The organism is Collinsella sp. LCP19S3_D5 (genome assembly GCF_052121415.1).
Taxonomy (GTDB): Bacteria; Actinomycetota; Coriobacteriia; order Coriobacteriales; family Coriobacteriaceae; genus Collinsella.
In genome coordinates, this window is the sequence record NZ_JBQKEH010000010.1 from 1 (window position 1) to 19242 (window position 19242).

The following is a 19242-nucleotide window of genomic DNA, read 5'->3' on the forward strand; positions in this document are numbered from 1 at the left end:
CGGTGAGCCCGGCGCCGCGAAGCGCCCTGGCCCTCTCCACCATTCTCCTACTGTATGCCATGCGGACTCCGTTCCGGACCTCAACGGTCCAACTTTTTGTCCGCAGTCCCGTTGCCGCGGGACACTTGTCGTCAGGTATATTTGTCCCAAAAATTAAGAAAGCGGGGGATTGACAACGTGCAATCCCCCGCTTTCTGCTTTACGGCCACGTCTCCGCAGCCGGCATCATGTGCATACCGCCCATGGCCTCCGCAACAGGAGCGGCTACCGATCTGCTAGCTCGCGTACCAGGGCCTTGAGCTCGGCCACCTCTTGCTCGAGCTCTGCGACGCGGCGAGCGTTCTCGGTGATGCCCTGACGGTTGAGGGCGGACTGCTCGGCCGCGTCGTCGGGCATGTATTCACGGTGCTGCTTGGCGTCAAACGTCTCCTCAAACACGCGGCAGCCGTTGCGCTTGATGATGCGCCCCGGCACGCCCACGACGGTGCAGTTGTCGGGTACGTCCTTGACTACCACGGAGTTGCCGCCGATTTTGACGTTGTTGCCGATGCGGATGTTGCCGAGCACCTTGGCGCCCGTGCCCACGGTGACGTTGTCGCCCAGGGTGGGGTGGCGCTTGCCGGTCTCGTTACCGGTACCGCCGAGCGTGACGCCCTGGTAGAGCACGCAGTTGTCGCCCACGATGGTGGTTTCGCCGATGACGACGCCCATGGCGTGGTCGATAAAGAAATGCTTGCCGATCTGTGCAGCGGGATGAATCTCGACCCCGGTGATGTGGCGGGTGATTTGCGAGAGCACACGGGCGAGCGAGCGATGACCGTGCTCCCACAGCCAGTGCTCGGGCACGTGGTTCCACTTGGCGTGCAGGCCAGGATAGGAAAGGAAGATGACCAGACCGTTTTGCGCGGCGGGGTCCTGCGCCTGGACGGTCTTGATGTCCTCGCGAATGGTATTGATAAAGCTCACCGGCCGCCCTCCCTTAGCGCCATGGCAATGCGATTCAATAAAGTATAGCGATTCGCTAGGGATTAGGAAGAATAATCTTGGCGGCTTTGCATGACAGGTGTCAGTTATGCAAACTTGCTGGTAATGGAGTCATGCTTTTGTGGGGTTGCGCACGAGGGGGCACCGCAACCGTATACTGGTCAACTTGGACGTATCCGCGCCCACAACTGAGAGGTTTTACTTCATGGGTTTCATCAATTTTATCGCCGAGCTGCTCAAAGACCCGCGCACCGCGATTGCCAGCTGGATCGCCGCCGGCCCGCTTATGGCCTACGGCTGCGTGTTCCTCATTATCTTCGTTGAGACAGGCGTGGTGTTCTTCCCGTTCCTTCCCGGCGATTCTCTGCTGTTTGCTTCGGGCTTCTTTGCCCATAACGGTGGCTTTAACATCGTGGCCCTGCTGGCCGTAGCATGGGCTGCTGCCATCCTGGGCGACCAGTGCAACTTTATGATCGGTCACTTCTTTGGCAAAAAGATCATCGCTTCGGGTAAAGTCAAGGCCATGACGCCCGAGCGTATCAAAAAGTCCGAGGACTTCTTGGACAAGTGGGGTCATCTGGCCATCTTCCTCGGCCGTTTCTTCCCGTTTATCCGCACCTTTGTGCCCTTTATCGCCGGCATGGGCGGTATGCACTGGCGCAACTTTGTCATCTACAACGTGCTGGGCGGCATTACCTGGTCGACGGTCTTTACACTGCTGGGCTACTTCTTTGGCGGCATCCCCTTTGTGCAGGAGCACTTTGAGTTGCTGATCATTGGCATCGTAGCCGTGTCGATTATCCCGACTGTAGTCGGCCTGGTTAAGGCTAAGCTCGGCAAACAGAACGCGTAGGCGTCTAAAACCGATTGGTGCAAAAAGACCCGCCACTTGGATGACGGGTCTTTTTTGTTGTGGGAACGATATGTGGCGTTGAGTGCGAGGCTATTGGACCTCGCTCAACTTCTGCAGCACACGCCCTTGGACCTCAAGGTAATAGGCCTGGTCCTCGGCGGAAAGCGAGCTTTCATCGACGCTGTCAAATTTCTGCGACCACTCGCTGTACTGCTGCATCATCGATCCGTAGTCGGCAAGCATCGATGCGGTGTCGTCTGAATTCTCGTACTTTTTCATGAACTCGACGTAGCTGTTCATAAACTGCTCGTAGCCGTCCATCATGGCACGGAAATCGGACGAGGATGTGGCTGGGGCGGATTCGGCCTGTGACCCAGTGGCTACCGCATCGGTGTCGTCGGCCGCGTCTGCCTGTTCGCTGTTGTCCTGCGGCTTCTCGAGCTCGATGTCGAGGGACTTTGAGCTGCTGTAGTAGGACAAGGTCAGTTTTGCTCCGCTGGGTGCCGTTGCCTCAAAATCATCGGTGCCTTCGCCCGAGAAATCGGTATAGCCAGCTTCTTTGCAAGCTTCGACGTAGCTATCGTAGTCTGCTTGTGAGACCTCTTTCAGCGTTGCCGAGAAAGATTCGGAGCTGTTCTCGTATATCTCGCCCTTGTTTGTCTTGGGCTTGGGCAGTTCGGTTGCGAGACCGCTGCTGGGCCAGGTGAATGTTTCGACGGTTTTTGAGGGGCCCGTAGAGCTGCAGCCGCTCACGCACGAGCTGATACGTGCCAAGATAATCAGGATAACAAGCACCGCCAGAACGATCGGCCATTTCTTCTTGCCTTTGGGCGGCTTGCCGTCGGGTGTCGACACCGTTTGGGGGACGCCATTATCCCCGCTGCCCGAAGCTTCCCAATCCATAGTATTTCCTTTCCTTGATATGGATGACGCTGTTTCGAATTGTGCCTGTGGGCTGCGGGGATTTCATCAGCTGCCAACTGAATCCGGTGAGAAATTCAGTTGGCAGCTGATGAAATTATTTGCCCGGTGTTTAGGATGGGAGGAAAACGTTGGACGGGAGATGGCGGCGTGGACGAGTACAATCTGGCACCCGGCGAACTCATCATCATGCAGACCTCGAATGTGCGCTTGGGCGTTGGCTCTGGTAGCGAGGCTCTCGATGAGATCGTGCTTACAAATATGAATCTAATCTTGGTCGCAACGGTCTCCGAGGGGCTGTTTAAAACTCGACGCTATCTCAAGCGCTGCCCGCTCGATTCGATTCTGTGTTCGGCAGATGTTCCCCAGGCTATCGCAGCGCGTGTGAATAGTACGCCGGTGCTGCGAGTCGCATTTTCGGAGGAGACCGTTACGGTGAGCTTTACCGAAGGCGGCAAGCGCCTTACCGACCGTTGGGCCGAAAGCGTGCGCCGCGCGGCGGCGGGCAACATCGATGCCATCGATACTTCAGAGCTTCCCTCGGGCACTGCGGCAGAGATTGCAGATTTTGTAGACGGTGCCGTGGGCGTTGTCGGGGCAGTTGGCGACTCCATTGGCAGTGCCTTGGGTGCTTCTCTGAAGGCGCAAAAGCCTCATGCCGAGAAGATGGCCGCAAAGGTGACAGCAAAGTGTCCCGGATGCCATGCGCCCGTCGCGGGGCGCAAAGGCCAAGGCGTTGTTTGTTCGTACTGCGACACCAAGTTTGTGCTGTAGGGTGAGGTAATCGTGGGTATTGTAAATGTTGCGATTGACTCGCTTGGCGGCGTCCTTGCCGATCAATGGAAAGATATTGTCACTGCCAGTCATTTTGACGAGCACGTTGTTGTCGCTCCGGGGGTGCGTAAGGTTGGGCAAAACGGGCGTGGCGGAAACTACGGATCGAGTGACGTTCTGTCCAACGGCTCGCTCATTTTTGTTCCCGAGAACACCGCGGCGTTTATTTTTAGTCAGGCGGGCATCGAGCAAGTTATAACGGAACCGGGCGGTTTTGAGTATCGCGACGGCGAAGCGTCGCTTTTTGATGACCACGACCGTGAGGAGCAGGGTGTCCTCAAAATGGTCCTCGGACAGGCAGCGCGTCGTGTCGGCTATGCTGGTATGTCACCGTCGCAGAGGCGTGTGGCGTTTGTTAATCTGCGTGAAATCCGCGGCATCAGGTTTGGCACGCGTGGACCGCTTGCGTATAACGACTTGTTTTACGGCGCGGATCTTGAGGTCTTCGCGTATGGTCAGCTGTCGCTGCAGGTAGTGGATGCCGAGCGTTTTATCAGGAATTTTCTTCCTGCGAACGTCTATAGCTATTCGTTTGACGACCCGCGAGCACGGAGCATGCTGATTGCAGAGTTTCTGGCTTCGCTCATCGTGGCCACGAATGCCATGTCGTTCGAGGTCCGAATTTCGCAGCTGCCGTCACACGTCAACGAAATTCGCCATATGATCCTGGACGAGGGCGATAACGCGGGGTCATGGCAAGATCGCTTTGGCATCAAGCTTGTGCAAGTCGCCATCGAAAACATTGAATTCTCCGATGAGTCGCGCGAGCTTATCAAGAGCTATGCGAAAAAGAAGCTGGATGTTAGCGCTTACGAGGGGGTTTCTAAGCAGGCAGCCGATGTGGCGGCTCAGCAGATGATTGCCGAGGGCGTACGCGAGAACGGGTTTGGCGCCGCGGGCGGCATGGTGCTCGGCATGGGGCTGGCGGGAATGCTCAACCCCCGTAACGCTTCTGTAGAAGGCGGCGCGGGCGCGGTCTGTACGCCGGATACGACGGAGCCCAAGGAGGCGCCAGGGGGTGGTGCCGAGTCCGCGCGGACGCTTGAGGACCAAATAGAGGCCGTAAAGAAATTCAAAGAGCTTCTCGATGCCGGGATTTTGACGCAAGAGGAGTTTGATGCCAAGAAGCGTGAGATTTTAGGGCTGTAGAAGTATGGAAGGGCCGGCGCGATGCCGGTCCTTCTTTGTGCTGCGGAATTATTCGCGGTGCCCTCCGGTTCTACCACTGGGCGGCGTAGATATCGCAGCTTGCGTGCGTGGGCGGATTGTGGACATCGACCGAAACGGGGGTCGTGGAACCGACGGAGGGGCAGTCGCAAAAACTGTTATAGCCGGCAACGATGTTGCCCTGCTTATTGCGCAGGATAGCCGATAGGAACACCTGGGTCTTATCAAAATCGCTCGGAGCGCTTTGGAGTTTGAGCTTTGCCAAGAATGACTGCATGCCGTCTGCCCCAGCGGATTCGGTGCTATCGAAAATTTCGTACACCGGTGCTTCGGTGGCGCTGGCAAGTGCAACGCCGCTGGGTGTGACTGCCTCGAACTCAACGCGCGCGGGAGCGGTGCCATTTCCCGTCTGATCGCCAAAGTAGACGGTCTGGCCGGGCTCGATGGCGCTGTAGGTTTTCTCATCCGTAAAGATCAGGTTGTCGTCCGCATCGTATCCGGAGACCTTAATGGTGGGAAATGCGATAGCGGCAGGGCCGTCGGAGTTTTTAAGGCCGATGCCAAAATGGACGTACCCGTGCCCATCAACCGACCAGCCTGATTCCGCGATCGAGAGCTCGGCGGACAGGAGGCTGGCGTCGCTTGCCGTATTTGCTTTTTTGGATGTCGAAACGCCGTCAGACTGGTCGGCTTGCGATGAGGACGTGGGCCCGTTGTTGCTTTCTCGGTCGGCGTGGAATGTCGAGATGGCAATCGCGCCGACTGCCATCAGCCCGGCAAGCATCGCGGTGACAAGTGTCAGTTTTAGCAACAGGCCGCCAAAGGTCCGCGTCCTGCTTTTGCCTGGGTTGCGCTTAGGCGCATGCGTACCCGCTGCCATTTGGGCATGGTCGGCCTGCCCATCTGTGCCAGAAGATGCCCTGTCGTTTCCCGGTCGAGACAAGCCGGCGAGCACTTCTGCCATCTCGGTCGCAGACTGGAACCGCGCGCTTGGCTCAAACGAGCAGGCGCACGTGATGGCATGGGCGAGCGTCGCGGGTGCATTATCAAGATTCTTCTTAAGAATTTGCTCGTAAGCCTCGTCATCGGGACGGACACCCGTAAGCGCAAAGCCAAGAACGCGTCCGATGGAGTAGACATCACTTCGCGCATCGGTCTGGGCAAAGCCGTATTGTTCGGGCGAGGCGAACCCCCAAGTTCCGAGGGAAGTCGTGTCCTTGCTTGCCCCTTCGACGCGCATGCGGGCAATACCGAGGTCGATGAGGTGCGCGCCGTTCGCGGCAACCACGATATTGTTGGGGGAAATGTCACGGTGGACGATGCCATGTCTGTGGAGCTCCTCGGCCGCCTCGCAAAGCTCGATGCCAAGCGATGTCGTCTCTTCCGGCGTCAACGGCCCATCGGTTTCGATAGCTTTGGAAAGCGACCGACCTGGCACAAAGTCGTAGACGACAACAAAGTGCTCGGGTAGTTCGTAGGTCGCCTCAACGCGGGGAAGGCGGGGCGAGCTGCATTCTGTGAGTGCCGACCATACATTGCGGCGGGCAAGCTCCTGTCGAATCTTCTTTCGCACGAAGGGACCGGCTCCGTCAATCGTGACGAGTTCGGTAATGCCGTCTTCGCCGCGCGCGAGCACCTGCTCGACGCGATAGGTGTCGTCAAGGCTCATGGCATGCATGAGCTGGTTGTCGTTCAAGCCGTCCTCCCTTCATGGTAGCTGGGCAAATGCCCCAAAAATAATATGCCAACGATTGTTCTGTTTGTTCAGTTGGCAACTGAATCGCGTATGGAGCCGATAGAGCCGCGGGGCTCGCGCGGACGTGGGCGTCTATTTGAGCGGGTTGGTTCCCAGAAGCGTTTTTTCACCCAGGCGGTAGAGCTCGTCGTCGGTGCACGCTCGGCTCATGCCGCGTTCGATGCACCAGATGACGATGGCGTCGCGGCGATCCTTGCACCAAAGCTCGGCGACGCTGTCGAGTCTCAGAAGGCGCTGCGTCTCTCGAAGCGTGCAGCCGATGCCGAGTGCCAACATGATGGCGTGGTCGCGGCCGGGGCGGCTTTTGCCGGCAAAGATGTCGTACACAACGGTCGGGTTAAGGCCCGAGTTGCGTGCGACGTCCGAGCGCTTGATGCGGCGCTCGTCGATGAGGCGGCGCAAGTACGAGGGAAGCGTTTGGTCGACGGTTTCGCCTTCGTCCAGATAGGCGTCGATGCTCGAACTGGCCAACAGCCGCTTGAGCAGGTCTTCCGTCAAGTGTTCGCGTTTGTTCTGAGTTGCCAAGGGGGCTCCAATCATCGTCTCGACTTAGAGTATATCGATAGGGCGGTCGCGGGGCGCATGGGGCGAGTGGACGCCGCGGCTTGGAGGACGCCTATTTACCCTGGTGAATTCCGAAGCAAATGAAAATACTTTACTTAGTTAAAGAAAAACGTTTTATCCGACGCGCGCGGGGAGTACAATCTCGTCCATGCGAATCGACGTGCCATCGGCTTCGATGTTGCCCGCGTGTCCCGTCCGGCTCTACGCTCCGGGCGTGCGACGTTGCGACACGGTCGGCCTCGGTCCTTGCGTGCGGGTTCGCGAGTATGCAACTGTGTATGTAAGGAGCGACATATGACTGTCGAGAAGAAGGATATCGATTGGGGTAGCCTCGGCTTTGGCTACATGAAGACCGATTACAGCTACGAGGCTCATTGGAAGGATGGCGAGTGGGACGAGGGCGGCCTGACCACCGACCACACCATGCATGTCTCCGAGTGCGGCGGCATCTTCCATTACTGCCAGGAGGTCTTTGAGGGCCTGAAGGCCTACACCGCCGAGGATGGCAGCATCGTCTGCTTCCGTCCCGACATGAACGCTGAGCGCATGTATAACTCTGCCCAGCGCCTCGAGATGCCCCCGTTCCCCAAGGACAAGTTCGTTGAGGCCGTCAAGCAGGTCGTTTCTGCCAACGCCGCCTGGGTTCCGCCTTTCGGCTCCGGTGCGACCCTGTACGTGCGTCCGTTTATGATTGGCTCTGGTGACGTGATTGGCGTGGCTCCTGCTCCTGAGTACACGTTCCGCATTCTCGTGACTCCGGTCGGTCCGTACTTTAAGGGCGGCCTTAAGCCCGTTAAGCTGCGCGTTTCCGAGTATGACCGTGCAGCCCCGCATGGCACCGGCAACATCAAGGCCGGCCTGAACTACGCCATGTCCCTTAAGCCCACGATGGAGGCCCATCGCGAGGGCTATGCCGAGAACCTGTATCTTGACTCCGAGTCTCGCACCTATGTCGAGGAGACCGGTGGCGCCAACGTCCTGTTCGTGAAAGAGGACGGCACCCTCGTCGTTCCGCAGTCGCACACCGACTCGATCCTGCCCTCCATCACCCGTCGCTCGCTCGTTCAGGTCGCTCAGGACCTGGGCATGACCGTTGATCAGCGTCCCGTCGAGTGGGCCGAGGTCAAGGCCGGCACCTTTGTCGAGTGCGGTCTGTGCGGCACCGCTGCTGTTATCTCCCCGGTCGGCGAGATTGACAACAAGGTTTATGGTGCCGACGAGACCGTGACCTTCCCGGCTGGCTGCACCGAGATCGGCCCTGTTATGAAGAAACTTCGCGAGACCCTGACTGGTATTCAGTCTGGTGCTGTTGAGGATAAGCACAACTGGGTTTACACCGTCGCGTAAGCTGTCTTGTATGTTCGGCCCGAGGGCGACCTTTCTTTCCGGCGCGTCCTCGGGCATGAAAGAACCCCCGCTGCGCACTACGTGCGGCGGGGGTTCTTTCGTCCTGCGGAGTGCGCCTGAGTGTGGGCTCCATAAGGAGCTTGGCCCTAGTGACCCCGCGCAGTTCTGTAGGAAAACCGCGCACCAGGAAGAGGTGCGTGCGCGGTTTTCCGGTTGCCGCTCGCCTGGGGTGGGACGGGGCGTACATTTTTGGGAGTTTTCAGCAGCCGGGTGCGCATGCATACGGGATTTTGGGCGAAAGTCAGGCGCCGTGAGCCGCATCCTGTAGAAAATGAGTGATCCCTGAGGTGCTGAGGGCTCAGAATCAGGGTTTTCAACGCGGTTTTGTGGGCCCGTTCCTGTTCCTTTGGGCTCCAGGATGCTGAAAACTCCAAAATTTGCACGCCGCCCTCTGGGGTACCTGTGGGCAAAAAGCAACCGTCCCGCCGAAGTATGCATTCGACGGGACGGTTTATGCGGTTTATGTATATAGCCGATTCAGGATGCGTTGCCAACTTGTTAGAACTTGACGGTCGGGGCCTGGCGGGCGGCTTCAACTGCCTCGAAGCCCTGACGCTCCTTAAACTGGAAGATGCCGGCAAAGATAACGGCCGGGAACGTCTGGATGGCGTTGTTGTAGCTGAGCACGCAGTCGTTGTAGCTCTGGCGCGCGTAGCTCACCTTGTTCTCGGTGTCCTCGAGCGTAGCCTGGAGCTGCATAAAGTTGGTGTTCGCCTTAAGGTCGGGGTAGGCCTCGGCCACGGCAAAGAGCTGGCGCAGTGCACCGGTCAGCACGTTGTCGGCTTCCATTTTGGCCTCGGGGGTGGTGGCGCTTACGGCGGTGTTGCGCGCGTTGATCACGGCAGCGAGCGTGTCCTGCTCGTGCTTGGCGTAGCCCTTGACGGTCTCGACCAGGTTGGGGATCAGGTCGTTGCGGCGCTGCAGCTGCGTGTCGATGTTCTGCCAGGCGTTATCGATACGATTGCGCTTGGTAACCATGTTGTTGTAGATGCCAGCGATGGCGCAGCCGATCACAACGACAACAACGATACCGATGATGACGGGAAGCATGATGTCTCCGTTTCGAATGGCAGCGGCGTTTTGCGCCGGCCGTTGTTGGTATAACGTATCTAGTATACCCGCAACCTTTGGCGGTGCCGAACTTTCCGGTAAGCGTTTTGTTTCAACCAGGGAGGGGGCGCCAATATCGAACGGGTGGTACAGGTGTAAGATATGCGACAAATTACGGAATGCTGTCTACGCCTTGAGGATGGTGATACGGATGGACCTTCGCATCAAGAAAACCTATCGTGCCCTGTTCGACGCCTTTACCGAGCTTTTGGAAGAGCATCGGTTTGAGGATTTGACGGTTGCCATGCTTTGCGACCGGGCCCTGATTCGCCGCACGACGTTCTATAAGCATTTTCGCGATAAAAACGATTACTTTGCCTTCTATATCGATGAGCTTATGACGGGCTTACCGCAAAACCAGACCGACGCAGCGGACGCGGAGCCGCTTGTGGATGTACGGGCACTTCGCCATGAGGTCTTTGACGATGCCATGAATATGGTACTGGCGCATGAGCAGCTCATGGATAACCTTTTGGCGAGCAGCATGTCGGGCATGCTGACCGGCATGATTTGCGACCGCATCGCGCATTCCATCCGTGAGCGCGTGATGAGCTCGCTTGCCGAAGACGCCCTGGCGCCCGTTTCGCTCGAGACGACATCGGAATTTATCGCCGGTGGCATTATTCGAGTGTTCACAAATTGGTGGGAATCGGGCCACGATCTTGAGCGTCGACCCGAGATATCCGATGTGGTCGATGCGCTGTTTGAGCGCACCATGACGCCGGTGAATCACTAAGGTGGCGGAGAGAGGGGGATTCGAACCCCCGGAACGCTCTCGCGCTCAACGGTTTTCAAGACCGCCGCATTCAACCGCTCTGCCATCTCTCCGTGAGTCGTAATGATAGCATCGTTTTGAATTTGCAACAGGGAAGGCGAACGATGACGATCACCGAAATCGACGAGAAGTTCATGCGCGAGGCGCTGGCGGAGGCGCGCGCCGCTGCGACAGTGGGCGAGGTGCCGATTGGTGCTGTGGTGGTGCGTGCGGGTGAGATTGTCGCGAGGGCGCATAATCGCCGTGAGCTCGACCAGGACCCTTCGGCACATGCCGAGTTTTTGGCCCTGTGCGCCGCCGCTCAGACGCTTGGGCGTTGGCGCCTTTCCGATTGTACGGTCTACGTGACGCTCGAACCCTGCTGCATGTGTGCGGGGCTTATGGTTAACGCGCGCGTGGGGCGTTGCGTGTATGGCGCGGCCGACGCCAAGGCGGGCGCGGTGGGCTCGCTGTATGACCTCAATGCCGATTCGCGCCTGAACCATCGGTTTAATGTGACCGCCGGCGTGCTGGCAGACGAGTGCCGTGAGGTGTTGAGCGGCTATTTTGCCGGTTTGCGCGGTGTGGATGGCGCCGCGTGCGGCTGCGGTCTAAGCCTTGAGGCGCATGCCGTCCATGCCGAGGCACTTGCGGGCGTTGGGAATCTCGCCGACGAGACGCTCAACTTTGGTCCTGTGCAGCGCCGGCCCCGCCGTGTGCTGTTGGCGATCGATTCCTTTAAGGGCAGCGTTTCGAGCGCGCAGGCGGAGGAGGCCGTTGCCGAAGGCGTGCGCCGTGTGTGGCCCGATGCCGAGGTGCGCGCATTGCCACTGGCAGATGGTGGCGAGGGAACGCTCGATGCCATCGCCGCGCGCGGTGGCGAGCTCTCAACCTGCGAGGTTACAGGCCCCTTGGGCGACCGCGTGTCTGCTCGGATGCTGGTGGACGGCGAACACGAGTCGGCTGTAATTGAGATGGCCGAGGCGGCGGGCATCGGGTGCTCGCCTTGCACGGAGTCGGCGGCGTTGGCGGCCACAACCTATGGCGTGGGCGAGCTCATGCTTCGCGCGATTCGTGCGGGTACAAAGACGATCTATATTGGCTTGGGCGGCAGCGCCACCAACGACGGTGGCGCCGGCATGCTTCAGGCGCTGGGCGCGCGTGTGGTCGATGATCAGGGCTGCGATATCGCCTCTGGTCTTGCGGGTCTCGAACACGTGGTGAGTATCGATTTGGCACCAGCACTTCGGGCATTGAATGGCGCGCGTGTCGTGGTGCTTTCCGATGTCGAGAATCCGCTCGTGGGACGCCGGGGCGCCCTGGCGGTGTTTGGCGGGCAGAAGGGCCTGCCGACGGATGACGCCGAGGCGCTCTACAAGTACGACAGCTGGATGGTCGGCTATGGTCGCCTGCTCGATGCGGCGATTGTCGAGGCGCGTGAGCAGGGGCTATTGCGTGTGCCCGAGGGCGCGCGGACATTTGGATCGGTGCTTGGCGTGCCTGGCGCGGGCGCGGCAGGTGGCTTGGGCGCGGCGTTGCTGGCGCTTGGTGCCGAGTTGCGCTCGGGTGTGGAGACGGTGCTCGATCTGATTGGGTTTGACGAGTGCGTGCACGATGCCGACTTGGTCATTACAGGCGAGGGCAACATGGATGAGCAGTCTGCCGCCGGTAAGGCGCCGGTGGGTGTGGCCCGTCGTGCGAAGCGATATGGCAAGTCGGTAGTCGCCGTCGTGGGCGGTCGTGCCGACAACCTGGATGCGGTGTATGGGCAGGGTGTCGATCTGGTCCTGCCGGTCTGTCGCAAGCCCATGAGCCTTGAGGAAGCGCTTGGCATGCAGGAGGCTGTAGCCAATTTGGCGTGCGCAGGCGAGGGGGCTGCCCGAGCATATGATCTTGGTCGCATATAGATATAAATATCCAATCTGATTTGCCTGTTCAGCTCGTTTTTTTTTGTAAATATATGTAAATGACGCTGGCATTTTACGGTCTATACTATTGCTGTATCACTGGTGTCGTATCCACCCGTCTGCAAACGGGAATTACATGAAAGGGGTCAGGATGCGCAGATTAGGAAGTGCGCTTAAGCGCGCGGTTGCGGTTGGTGCGGTGTTGGCACTGACGTTAGGCATGGCCACTCCGGCGACCATGTCATTCGCAGACGATACCGTGGGGGGCTCCGGGCAATCGTCCACGTTAGAGCAGAATCAGAAGACGGCGACCGAGCTTGACGAGAACCTGGAGACCAAGGTTACCCTCTCGTTCCCGGGCAAGCGCGAGGCCGAGCCGTCCGACGTTGTGTTTGTGCTCGATAAGTCCGGCGCCTCAGCGCAGATGGACATCTACAACCAGGCGAAGGACTTCCTGGGCCAGATCAGCCAGAAGGCCAAGGCAGACGGCCTGGATATCAAGGTCGGCGTAGTCCTCTTCAACAAGGTCGGTAACATCCAGCAGCCGCTGACGGATGTTGTCACGGGCTATGATGATATCCTGAACGCAATGAACTCGAGCCTGCATTCGGGCACTAACATGGATGCCGGCCTTCTTGCTGCAAAGAGCATCCTCGACGCGGATACTGCCGTTAAGGCCGAGAACAAGCACGTCATCCTTATTAGCGACGGCGCAACCTACCTTTACTGCAAGAATGGCGATTACACCAAACCGTATACGAGGTCGTTTGGCAATCCAAAAGAGCAGAAGAATCCAGAGACCGGCGCTGCATACCCCTATGGATCGAACAAGATGGGCGGTATCTGGGAGTATCAGTCTCGCCAGGACAATCTCAATAACGCCTGGAAGAAGTTCTCAGACGGCTCCACTAACTTCATTTTCTCGGAGGCCATGAAGGACCCCGAGAAGCTCGGCGAGTATCTTGAGTACTATCGCGATCAGTACGAGAACTCTGACAAGAACTGGGCCCAGTACGACTACGAGTACACCGACGCCGCCGCCAATAACGGCACCACGAACCCCATCCCCGTCGACGTGAACGCGCCGTGCAACATCGACGTCGCGTTCTGGAGCACGGACGACGCGTTCCAGTCGATGGCCAAGGCCGGCTACGACATGAACGTCTACTACAAGAACATCTCCGACTTTAATGATGGCCAGGTATTCCTGCAGTACCTCACCAGGAATTCCAACAACGGCCAGCTCGACACCGACTTCAATAAGCTCAAGGCCAAGCTCGTGGACAAGATCGCTGCCGACTCGACTGTCGAGGACCTTATTGGCAACAACTTTGACTTTGTGAACGATGCCAGTAAGATCAGCCTGAATGTTGCGGGCGAGGACCTTGCGCCCGAGAAGATCGACGAGACCACCTATGGCTTTGGCAAGCGTGCGGACGGCACCTATCGCTTCACCCTCAAGTACACGGCAGGGGAGAACGAGAAGCTCGTCTTCACTCTCAACGAGGTCGCGGTGCCCGCTAAACCGGTTGTCCTTACGTACAGCGAGGTATTGGTGAATAAGCCCACCGAGGCCGGCACCCATACTCTTAAGGTCAACGAGAGCGCGACTCTGCATCCCGTTGACGGCAACGGCATGCCTGGCGATGCGTATGAGTTCCCGGTTCCGACGGTTACCTACACGGTTGCTGCTCCCGAGCCTAAGCCCGAGCCCGAGGTTAAACCCACGAAGCCGAGCGATAAGAAGCCCGTCAAGACGACGAAGGGCGAGAAGGGCGCTATGCCGATGACGGGTGATACCTTCTCAATTCTGCCCGTCATTGGGCTGGTCGTAGCCGGTGCAGCCGTTTGCGTTGCCGGCATTATCCTCAAGCGCCGTAATTAGTAACGGCGTTGACGTCGAACGACGTTTCGCTTCCCAGCGCTTACGCAACGCTTGAGTGCTCTCTGCGAAGCAACTGATGGGGCGCGGTCGCACACTTGCGACCGCGCCTTTTTGCTGCCGTGCACTCATGTGGTTTTCCTTTTGACCGTGGGGCATCTTGCTCTGCTAGACGGGAGCAGGTAATATATATCGAGCGCCTAGCGCGTTCGATGGGTTCGGATGACGACATGTTCCGAATCTGGTCAGGTCCGGAAGGAAGCAGCCATAAGGAGCCTCTGTCGGGCATCCGAATCCATCGAGCGCACGGGCGCTTTTTGGTGCCGCGATGCGGTCCCGGTGCCGACGGGCTGTTTGGTAGTCGAGCGATCCCGCAGGCAAAGCCGAGGACCAGCGAGACACCAAACAGCCCGCCGGCACCGGGACCACTTTGTCCAAAAATCACCCGTAGAGGGCGCATTTATCTGAAGAATTGAATCCCGTGTCTTGCGGCGCTCGCTGGCGTTGCCAAAACATCGGCTGCTACATGCCTTGGGCGCTAGTGACCGTCGCCCTTACATCTGTAACGAGTTGCTTACGCATCTCCAGGGCTCGCCGTACTATCATGAATCAGATTGAAGAGAGATGATGATAGGGAGCGCCTTCTATGATTGAGCTGCTCAGGCGTTTTGGTGGTAAGTTTCTCCGGTATATGGTGATTGGCCCTGCGTGTAAGTTGATCGAAGTGATTTTTGACCTACTTACGCCGCTGGTGATTGCCCAGATGATCGATAAGGGTATTGGCGCACGCGATGTCAACGCCGTCGTCCACTACGGTATGGTGCTCGCCGCCATGGCTGTGATCGGCATCTCGTTTACGCTCGTCTGCCAAAAGATGGCGGCGCTCACCTCGCAGGGCATGGGCACCGACATTCGCGGCGCACTCTACCAGCACATCAATAAGCTGAGCTATGCCGAACTCGACCGCTTTGGCACGCCGTCGCTCATTACGCGCATCACCAACGATGTCAACCAGGTGCAGCTTGCCGTGGCGCTGGGCGTGCGCATGCTCATTCGCTGGCCCTTTTTGGCGGTGGGCTCCATGTGCGCGGCCCTTGCCATCGACCTTAAGCTCGGCGTGATCTTTTTGATTTGCACGCCCGCCATCGGCTTGGTGTTTTGGTTTGTCATGGCGCGCTGCATTCCGTATTACAAGCAGCTGCAGGCAAAGCTCGACCGCATCGCGCTTGTCTGCCGCGAGGGGCTTTCGGGTGCCCGCGTGGTCCGCGCGTTTGTGCGCGAAGACCACGAGCGCGAGCGCTTTGCCCTAGCCGCCGATGAGCAGGCGCATGTTGCCATCGCGGTGGGCAAGCTCTCATCGATCCTTAACCCCGTCACGTTTTTGATGATGAACCTGGGCGTGTGCGCCATCCTGTGGGTGGGCGGCATCCAGGTCAACGTGGGCGAGCTTACGCAGGGCCAGGTTATGGCGTTCGTCAACTACATGACGCAGACGCTCACCTCCATCGTGTACGTCGCCAACCTGGTCGTGGTCTTTACGAAGGCGAGCGCCAGCGCGTCGCGCATCAACGAGGTGCTCAATTGTGAGCCGAGTATCACCGACGAGGGCAACCAGCCGGTCGCGCTGCCCAAGCCGAGCGAACTGGCGGGCGGCTCGGCTCCAGTCCCCGCGCTGAGCTTGAGCCATGCGAGCTTTTCGTTTGGCGCCGGCGCTGTCAACGCCGTCAACGATGTGACCCTGGAACTGCCGCTGGGCAAAACGCTCGGCATTATCGGCGGCACGGGCAGCGGCAAGTCCACACTCGTCTCGCTTATCCCGCGCCTGTACGATGCGAGCGCCGGCAGCGTGAGCGTGATGGGCGCCGACGCGCGCACCTGGCCGCTCGACCAGCTGCGCCGTGTGGTCGCGACCGTTCCGCAACGTGCATCGCTGGTGAGCGGCACCATCCGCAGCAACTTGACCTGGCGCGATGAGGCGGCAACCGACGAGGAGCTTTGGGCGGCGCTCGATATGGCGCAGGCCAGCGAGTTTGTGCGCAACAAGCCGCAGGGCCTCGATGCCCCGGTCGAGGCGGGCGGCAAGAACTTCAGCGGTGGCCAGCGTCAGCGCCTGACCATCGCACGTGCCTTAGTGGGCTCTCCGCAGGTTCTGATCATGGATGACTCCGCCTCGGCGCTCGACTTTAAGACCGACGCAGCGCTTCGCCGTGCCATTCGTGAACGAAGCGTGTGCGGTGCCGCCGAGGGCGGGCTGCCGCTGACGACCATCATCGTGAGCCAGCGCGTCTCGACCGTGCGCGATGCCGACGTGATTTGCGTACTCGACCACGGCTCGGTCGCGGGCTTGGGCACGCACGATGAGCTGTATGCAAGCTGCCAGCTCTACCGAGAGATTTGCCAGTCGCAGCTTCGCCGCGAGGAGCTCGAGGGTCAGCAGGGGAGTACGGCGCCCACGCCCGCTCCAAGCCCCGCGCCCGTCCCAGGCGCCCCGACCGCCCCCGCATCCGTCTGCGCAAAGGAGGGCTGCTAAATGAATCCCTACACATCCTCCGGTTCGGTCGCCACGATGACGGCCAACGTGTCCGGCAACGATAACCTCAACGACCTGGGCGACGGTCCGCGCCAGCCCGGCGATCCCGAGCGCTATCCCGTGGGTGCGGTGACCCGCCGCCTGCTGGGCTACGTCCGTCCGCACCGCATTTCGTTTGTAGCGTCGTTTGTGAGTGCCGCCGCTTCGGTGATCTTGCAGCTCTACACGCCCATCCTCGTCGGCGAGGGCATCGACCTGATTGTCGCCGCCGGGCAGGTGGACTTCGATGCGCTGCTGCCGCTCGTTACCAGACTCGCGCTCGTCGTGGTGGGGGCCGCGGCCTTTCAGTGGCTGCAGGGCTACTGCGTAAACCGCCTGTCCTACGAGACGGTGCGCGACATGCGCGTGGAGGCGAGCGACAAGCTCAGCCGCATGCCGCTCAGCTTTATCGACAGCCACGCCCACGGCGACCTTATGGGCCGCGTGGTTAACGACGTCGATCAGGTGGGCGATGGCCTGCTGCAGGGCTTTACCCAGCTTTTCACCGGCGTTATCACCATCGTGGGCACGCTCGCGTTTATGCTTTCCATCAACCTGACCATGACGCTCGTGGTGGTGCTCGTCACGCCGCTTTCCATTTTTGCAGCCGGTGCTATTGCCAAGCTCTCCAACAAAAGCTTTACGGCACAGCAGCGCATCCAAGGCCAGCTCGGTGGCCATATCGAGGAGTACGTGGGGGAGCAGAAGCTTGTCGACGCCTTTGCCTATGGCTCCAACGCGCAAGCGAGCTTCGATGCCCTCAATGCCGAGCTCTACACCGCGGGCGAGCGCGCGCAGTTTATGGGTTCGCTCTCCAACCCCGGCACGCGCTTTATCAATAACATCATCTATGCCGTGGTCGCTGTGATCGGCTGCGCGGGCGTGATCACGGGCGTGCCGGCGGCGCTTACGGTGGGCGGCGTGCAGATCTTTCTGTCCTATGCTAACCAGTACACCAAGCCGTTCAACGAGGTCACCAACGTCATTACGCAGATCCAGGCGGCGTATGCCTCGGCGCGCCGCATGTTTGCGCTGCTCGATGCGCGCGAGCAGGAGCCCGACGCGTCGGACGCTATAGAGCTTGCCGCACCGCAGGGCGAGGTCGCCTTTGAGCATGTGGACTTTAGCTACGTGTCCGACCGCAAGCTGCTGCAGGATATCTGCATCGAGGCCAAGCCTGGCATGCGCTTTGCCCTGGTCGGCCCTACGGGCTGTGGCAAGACAACGCTCATCAATTTGCTGCTGCGTTTTTATGATATCGATGCCGGCCGCATTGCGGTCGATGGCCGTTCCTCGCGTGACTACACGCGCGCAAGCCTGCGCCGCGCTTTTGGCATGGTGTTGCAGGATACGTGGCTGTTCGAGGGCACGGTGGCAGATAACATCGCCTACGGCTGTCCCGATGCCACGCGCGAGCAGGTTATCGAAGCTGCCAAGCGCGCGCATGCGCACAAGTTTATCGTGCAGCTGCCGCAGGGCTACAACACGGTGATTGGCGAGGACGGCGGCACGTTTAGCCAGGGTCAAAAACAGCTGCTGTGCATCGCTCGCGTCATGCTCACCGACCCGGCGATTTTGCTGCTGGACGAGGCGACCTCGAGCATCGATACTCGCACCGAGCTGCAGGTGCAGGCGGCATTCGACGAGCTCATGGCCGGTCGCACAAGCTTTGTGGTGGCGCACCGCCTGAGCACCATTCGCAACGCCGACTGCATTTTGGTGATGCGCGACGGCGAGATTATCGAGCGCGGCACACACGACGAGCTGCTGGCGGCAGACGGCTTCTATGCCGATCTTTACCGCAGCCAGTTTGCCCAGTAGGGGCCACCGATTAGCGGCAGGTGGTTTACATCTGTCATGTTGGTACTAAGATATTCATCTAATAAATTGCATTAGTGGCTTTAGTTTTGGGGGAAACGAGGCAACGTGACTATGACGTGCTCTTTGGTGGTTAACAGCAAGAGCGGTAATACCAGGATGGTTTCGGGCGCGATCAAGCGCGCTCTGCAGGCTGCGGGTGTTGAGTTTGTCCATGCCGCGGCGTTGAGCGACGATGCGGATGCAGATCAGGTTGCGCTCGAGGCGCAGGGCGCCTGCGCGGCCGACACGGTGCTCGTCGGTTTTTGGTGTGACAAGGGCGCGTGCACGCCTTCGGTCGCGGCGTTGCTCTCCACCTTGCACGGCAAGCGCGTCTTCTTGTTTGGCACCTGCGGTTTTGGCGCCGACCAGAGCTATTATCAGCAGATTATCGATCGCGTGACCTTCAATTTGGCAAATGATGCCGAGCTTGTAGGCTGGGCGATGTGCCAGGGCAAGATGGGCCCTGCGGTCAAGCGGCGCTACGAGGCCATGCTCGAGCAAGATCCCGACAACGCCCGCGCTAAGATGCTGCTCGACAACTGGGTTGCCGCGAAGGACCATCCGACCAAGGAGGATCTGGACAACATGGCGGCAGCCGCCAAAAAGGCCGTGCTGGGCGAGTAGGTCTATCGCTGCCGCGCGTGCGAAATAATACAGAAGCGAAAGCCTCGAAA

The 19242-nt window shown here is 59.3% G+C and carries 15 protein-coding genes, 1 tRNA gene and 1 other RNA gene; 11 read left to right on the forward strand and 6 right to left on the reverse strand.

Features of this window, described 5'->3' with window-relative positions; translation table 11 throughout:
* Positions 1–264: 264 nt before the first annotated feature.
* Positions 265–966 (reverse strand): serine O-acetyltransferase, encoded by a 702-nt coding sequence (cysE, locus tag ACTQXO_RS05455; protein WP_441033618.1) that lies wholly within the window; start codon positions 964–966, stop codon positions 265–267.
* Positions 967–1189: 223 nt separating this feature from the next.
* Between cysE and ACTQXO_RS05460 the strand changes: the two genes are divergently transcribed.
* A complete protein-coding gene (locus tag ACTQXO_RS05460) occupies positions 1190–1837 on the forward strand; it encodes a VTT domain-containing protein (RefSeq protein ID WP_154517831.1) in 648 nt (215 codons plus the stop codon).
* Positions 1838–1927: 90 nt separating this feature from the next.
* On the opposite strand, the gene ACTQXO_RS05465 is transcribed toward ACTQXO_RS05460, so the two are convergent.
* The gene (locus tag ACTQXO_RS05465; protein WP_441033622.1) at positions 1928–2740 is read right to left on the reverse strand and encodes a DUF6591 domain-containing protein; all 813 of its coding nucleotides are present in this window, start codon (positions 2738–2740) and stop codon (positions 1928–1930) included.
* A 168-nt stretch (positions 2741–2908) separates the two neighbouring features.
* Between ACTQXO_RS05465 and ACTQXO_RS05470 the strand changes: the two genes are divergently transcribed.
* Together ACTQXO_RS05470 and ACTQXO_RS05475 are read left to right on the forward strand one after the other, a co-directional pair.
* The gene (locus ACTQXO_RS05470; RefSeq protein WP_441033625.1) at positions 2909–3532 is read left to right on the forward strand and encodes a hypothetical protein; all 624 of its coding nucleotides are present in this window, start codon (positions 2909–2911) and stop codon (positions 3530–3532) included.
* A 12-nt stretch (positions 3533–3544) separates the two neighbouring features.
* Complete coding sequence (locus tag ACTQXO_RS05475; RefSeq protein WP_441033628.1) at positions 3545–4741, forward strand: SPFH domain-containing protein; 1197 nt, start codon at positions 3545–3547, stop codon at positions 4739–4741.
* Positions 4742–4811: 70 nt separating this feature from the next.
* Here ACTQXO_RS05475 and ACTQXO_RS05480 read toward each other — a convergent pair whose 3' ends face one another.
* Positions 4812–6455 (reverse strand): serine/threonine protein kinase, encoded by a 1644-nt coding sequence (locus tag ACTQXO_RS05480; protein ID WP_441033631.1) that lies wholly within the window; start codon positions 6453–6455, stop codon positions 4812–4814.
* Positions 6456–6587: 132 nt separating this feature from the next.
* Positions 6588–7040 (reverse strand): XRE family transcriptional regulator, encoded by a 453-nt coding sequence (locus ACTQXO_RS05485; protein ID WP_441033633.1) that lies wholly within the window; start codon positions 7038–7040, stop codon positions 6588–6590.
* Between the two features lie 333 nt (positions 7041–7373).
* On the opposite strand from ACTQXO_RS05485, the gene ACTQXO_RS05490 reads away from it, so the two are divergent.
* Positions 7374–8426 carry a branched-chain amino acid aminotransferase gene (locus ACTQXO_RS05490; protein ID WP_427728837.1) on the forward strand — a complete coding sequence of 351 codons (1053 nt, stop codon included), beginning with the start codon at positions 7374–7376 and terminating at the stop codon, positions 8424–8426.
* 558 nt (positions 8427–8984) lie between these two features.
* On the opposite strand, the gene ACTQXO_RS05495 is transcribed toward ACTQXO_RS05490, so the two are convergent.
* A complete protein-coding gene (locus ACTQXO_RS05495) occupies positions 8985–9536 on the reverse strand; it encodes a LemA family protein (protein ID WP_441033637.1) in 552 nt (183 codons plus the stop codon).
* Positions 9537–9747: 211 nt separating this feature from the next.
* On the opposite strand from ACTQXO_RS05495, the gene ACTQXO_RS05500 reads away from it, so the two are divergent.
* Positions 9748–10332 carry a TetR/AcrR family transcriptional regulator gene (locus ACTQXO_RS05500; RefSeq protein WP_441033640.1) on the forward strand — a complete coding sequence of 195 codons (585 nt, stop codon included), beginning with the start codon at positions 9748–9750 and terminating at the stop codon, positions 10330–10332.
* Between the two features lie 2 nt (positions 10333–10334).
* Here ACTQXO_RS05500 and ACTQXO_RS05505 read toward each other — a convergent pair.
* A tRNA-Ser gene (locus ACTQXO_RS05505) sits at positions 10335–10424 on the reverse strand.
* Positions 10425–10475: 51 nt separating this feature from the next.
* On the opposite strand from ACTQXO_RS05505, the gene tadA reads away from it, so the two are divergent.
* The 6 genes from tadA to bilS all read left to right on the forward strand — a co-directional run bounded on the left by tadA (position 10476) and on the right by bilS (position 19192).
* Positions 10476–12257, forward strand: coding sequence for a tRNA adenosine(34) deaminase TadA (gene tadA / locus ACTQXO_RS05510; RefSeq protein WP_441033643.1), 1782 nt, complete (start codon positions 10476–10478; stop codon positions 12255–12257).
* Between the two features lie 202 nt (positions 12258–12459).
* On the forward strand, positions 12460–14142 hold the full coding sequence (locus tag ACTQXO_RS05515; RefSeq protein ID WP_441545526.1) for a vWA domain-containing protein: 1683 nt from the start codon (positions 12460–12462) through the stop codon (positions 14140–14142).
* Between the two features lie 206 nt (positions 14143–14348).
* An RNA gene (ffs, locus tag ACTQXO_RS05520) (signal recognition particle sRNA small type) lies at positions 14349–14444 on the forward strand.
* A 341-nt stretch (positions 14445–14785) separates the two neighbouring features.
* Complete coding sequence (locus ACTQXO_RS05525) at positions 14786–16669, forward strand: ABC transporter ATP-binding protein (RefSeq protein ID WP_441031948.1); 1884 nt, start codon at positions 14786–14788, stop codon at positions 16667–16669.
* Entirely contained in the window at positions 16670–18529 is a 1860-nt protein-coding gene (locus ACTQXO_RS05530; RefSeq protein ID WP_441031950.1) for an ABC transporter ATP-binding protein, read from the forward strand.
* A gap of 111 nt (positions 18530–18640) precedes the next feature.
* Positions 18641–19192, forward strand: a complete 552-nt coding sequence (gene bilS / locus ACTQXO_RS05535; RefSeq protein WP_441545527.1) for a flavodoxin family protein BilS — start codon at positions 18641–18643, stop codon at positions 19190–19192.
* Positions 19193–19242 lie beyond the last annotated feature (50 nt).

Excerpts from the sequence above, each read along its gene's own strand:
- ACTQXO_RS05460 (WP_154517831.1), top strand. The coding sequence starts at position 1,190 with ATGGGTTTCATCAATTTTATCGCCGAGCTGCTCAAAGACCCGCGCACC.
- ACTQXO_RS05465 (WP_441033622.1), bottom strand. The coding sequence starts at position 2,740 with ATGGATTGGGAAGCTTCGGGCAGCGGGGATAATGGCGTCCCCCAAACG.
- ACTQXO_RS05490 (WP_427728837.1), top strand. The coding sequence starts at position 7,374 with ATGACTGTCGAGAAGAAGGATATCGATTGGGGTAGCCTCGGCTTTGGC.
- ACTQXO_RS05495 (WP_441033637.1), bottom strand. The coding sequence starts at position 9,536 with ATGCTTCCCGTCATCATCGGTATCGTTGTTGTCGTTGTGATCGGCTGC.
- ACTQXO_RS05500 (WP_441033640.1), top strand. The coding sequence starts at position 9,748 with ATGGACCTTCGCATCAAGAAAACCTATCGTGCCCTGTTCGACGCCTTT.
- tadA (WP_441033643.1), top strand. The coding sequence starts at position 10,476 with ATGACGATCACCGAAATCGACGAGAAGTTCATGCGCGAGGCGCTGGCG.
- ACTQXO_RS05525 (WP_441031948.1), top strand. The coding sequence starts at position 14,786 with ATGATTGAGCTGCTCAGGCGTTTTGGTGGTAAGTTTCTCCGGTATATG.
- ACTQXO_RS05530 (WP_441031950.1), top strand. The coding sequence starts at position 16,670 with ATGAATCCCTACACATCCTCCGGTTCGGTCGCCACGATGACGGCCAAC.
- bilS (WP_441545527.1), top strand. The coding sequence starts at position 18,641 with ATGACGTGCTCTTTGGTGGTTAACAGCAAGAGCGGTAATACCAGGATG.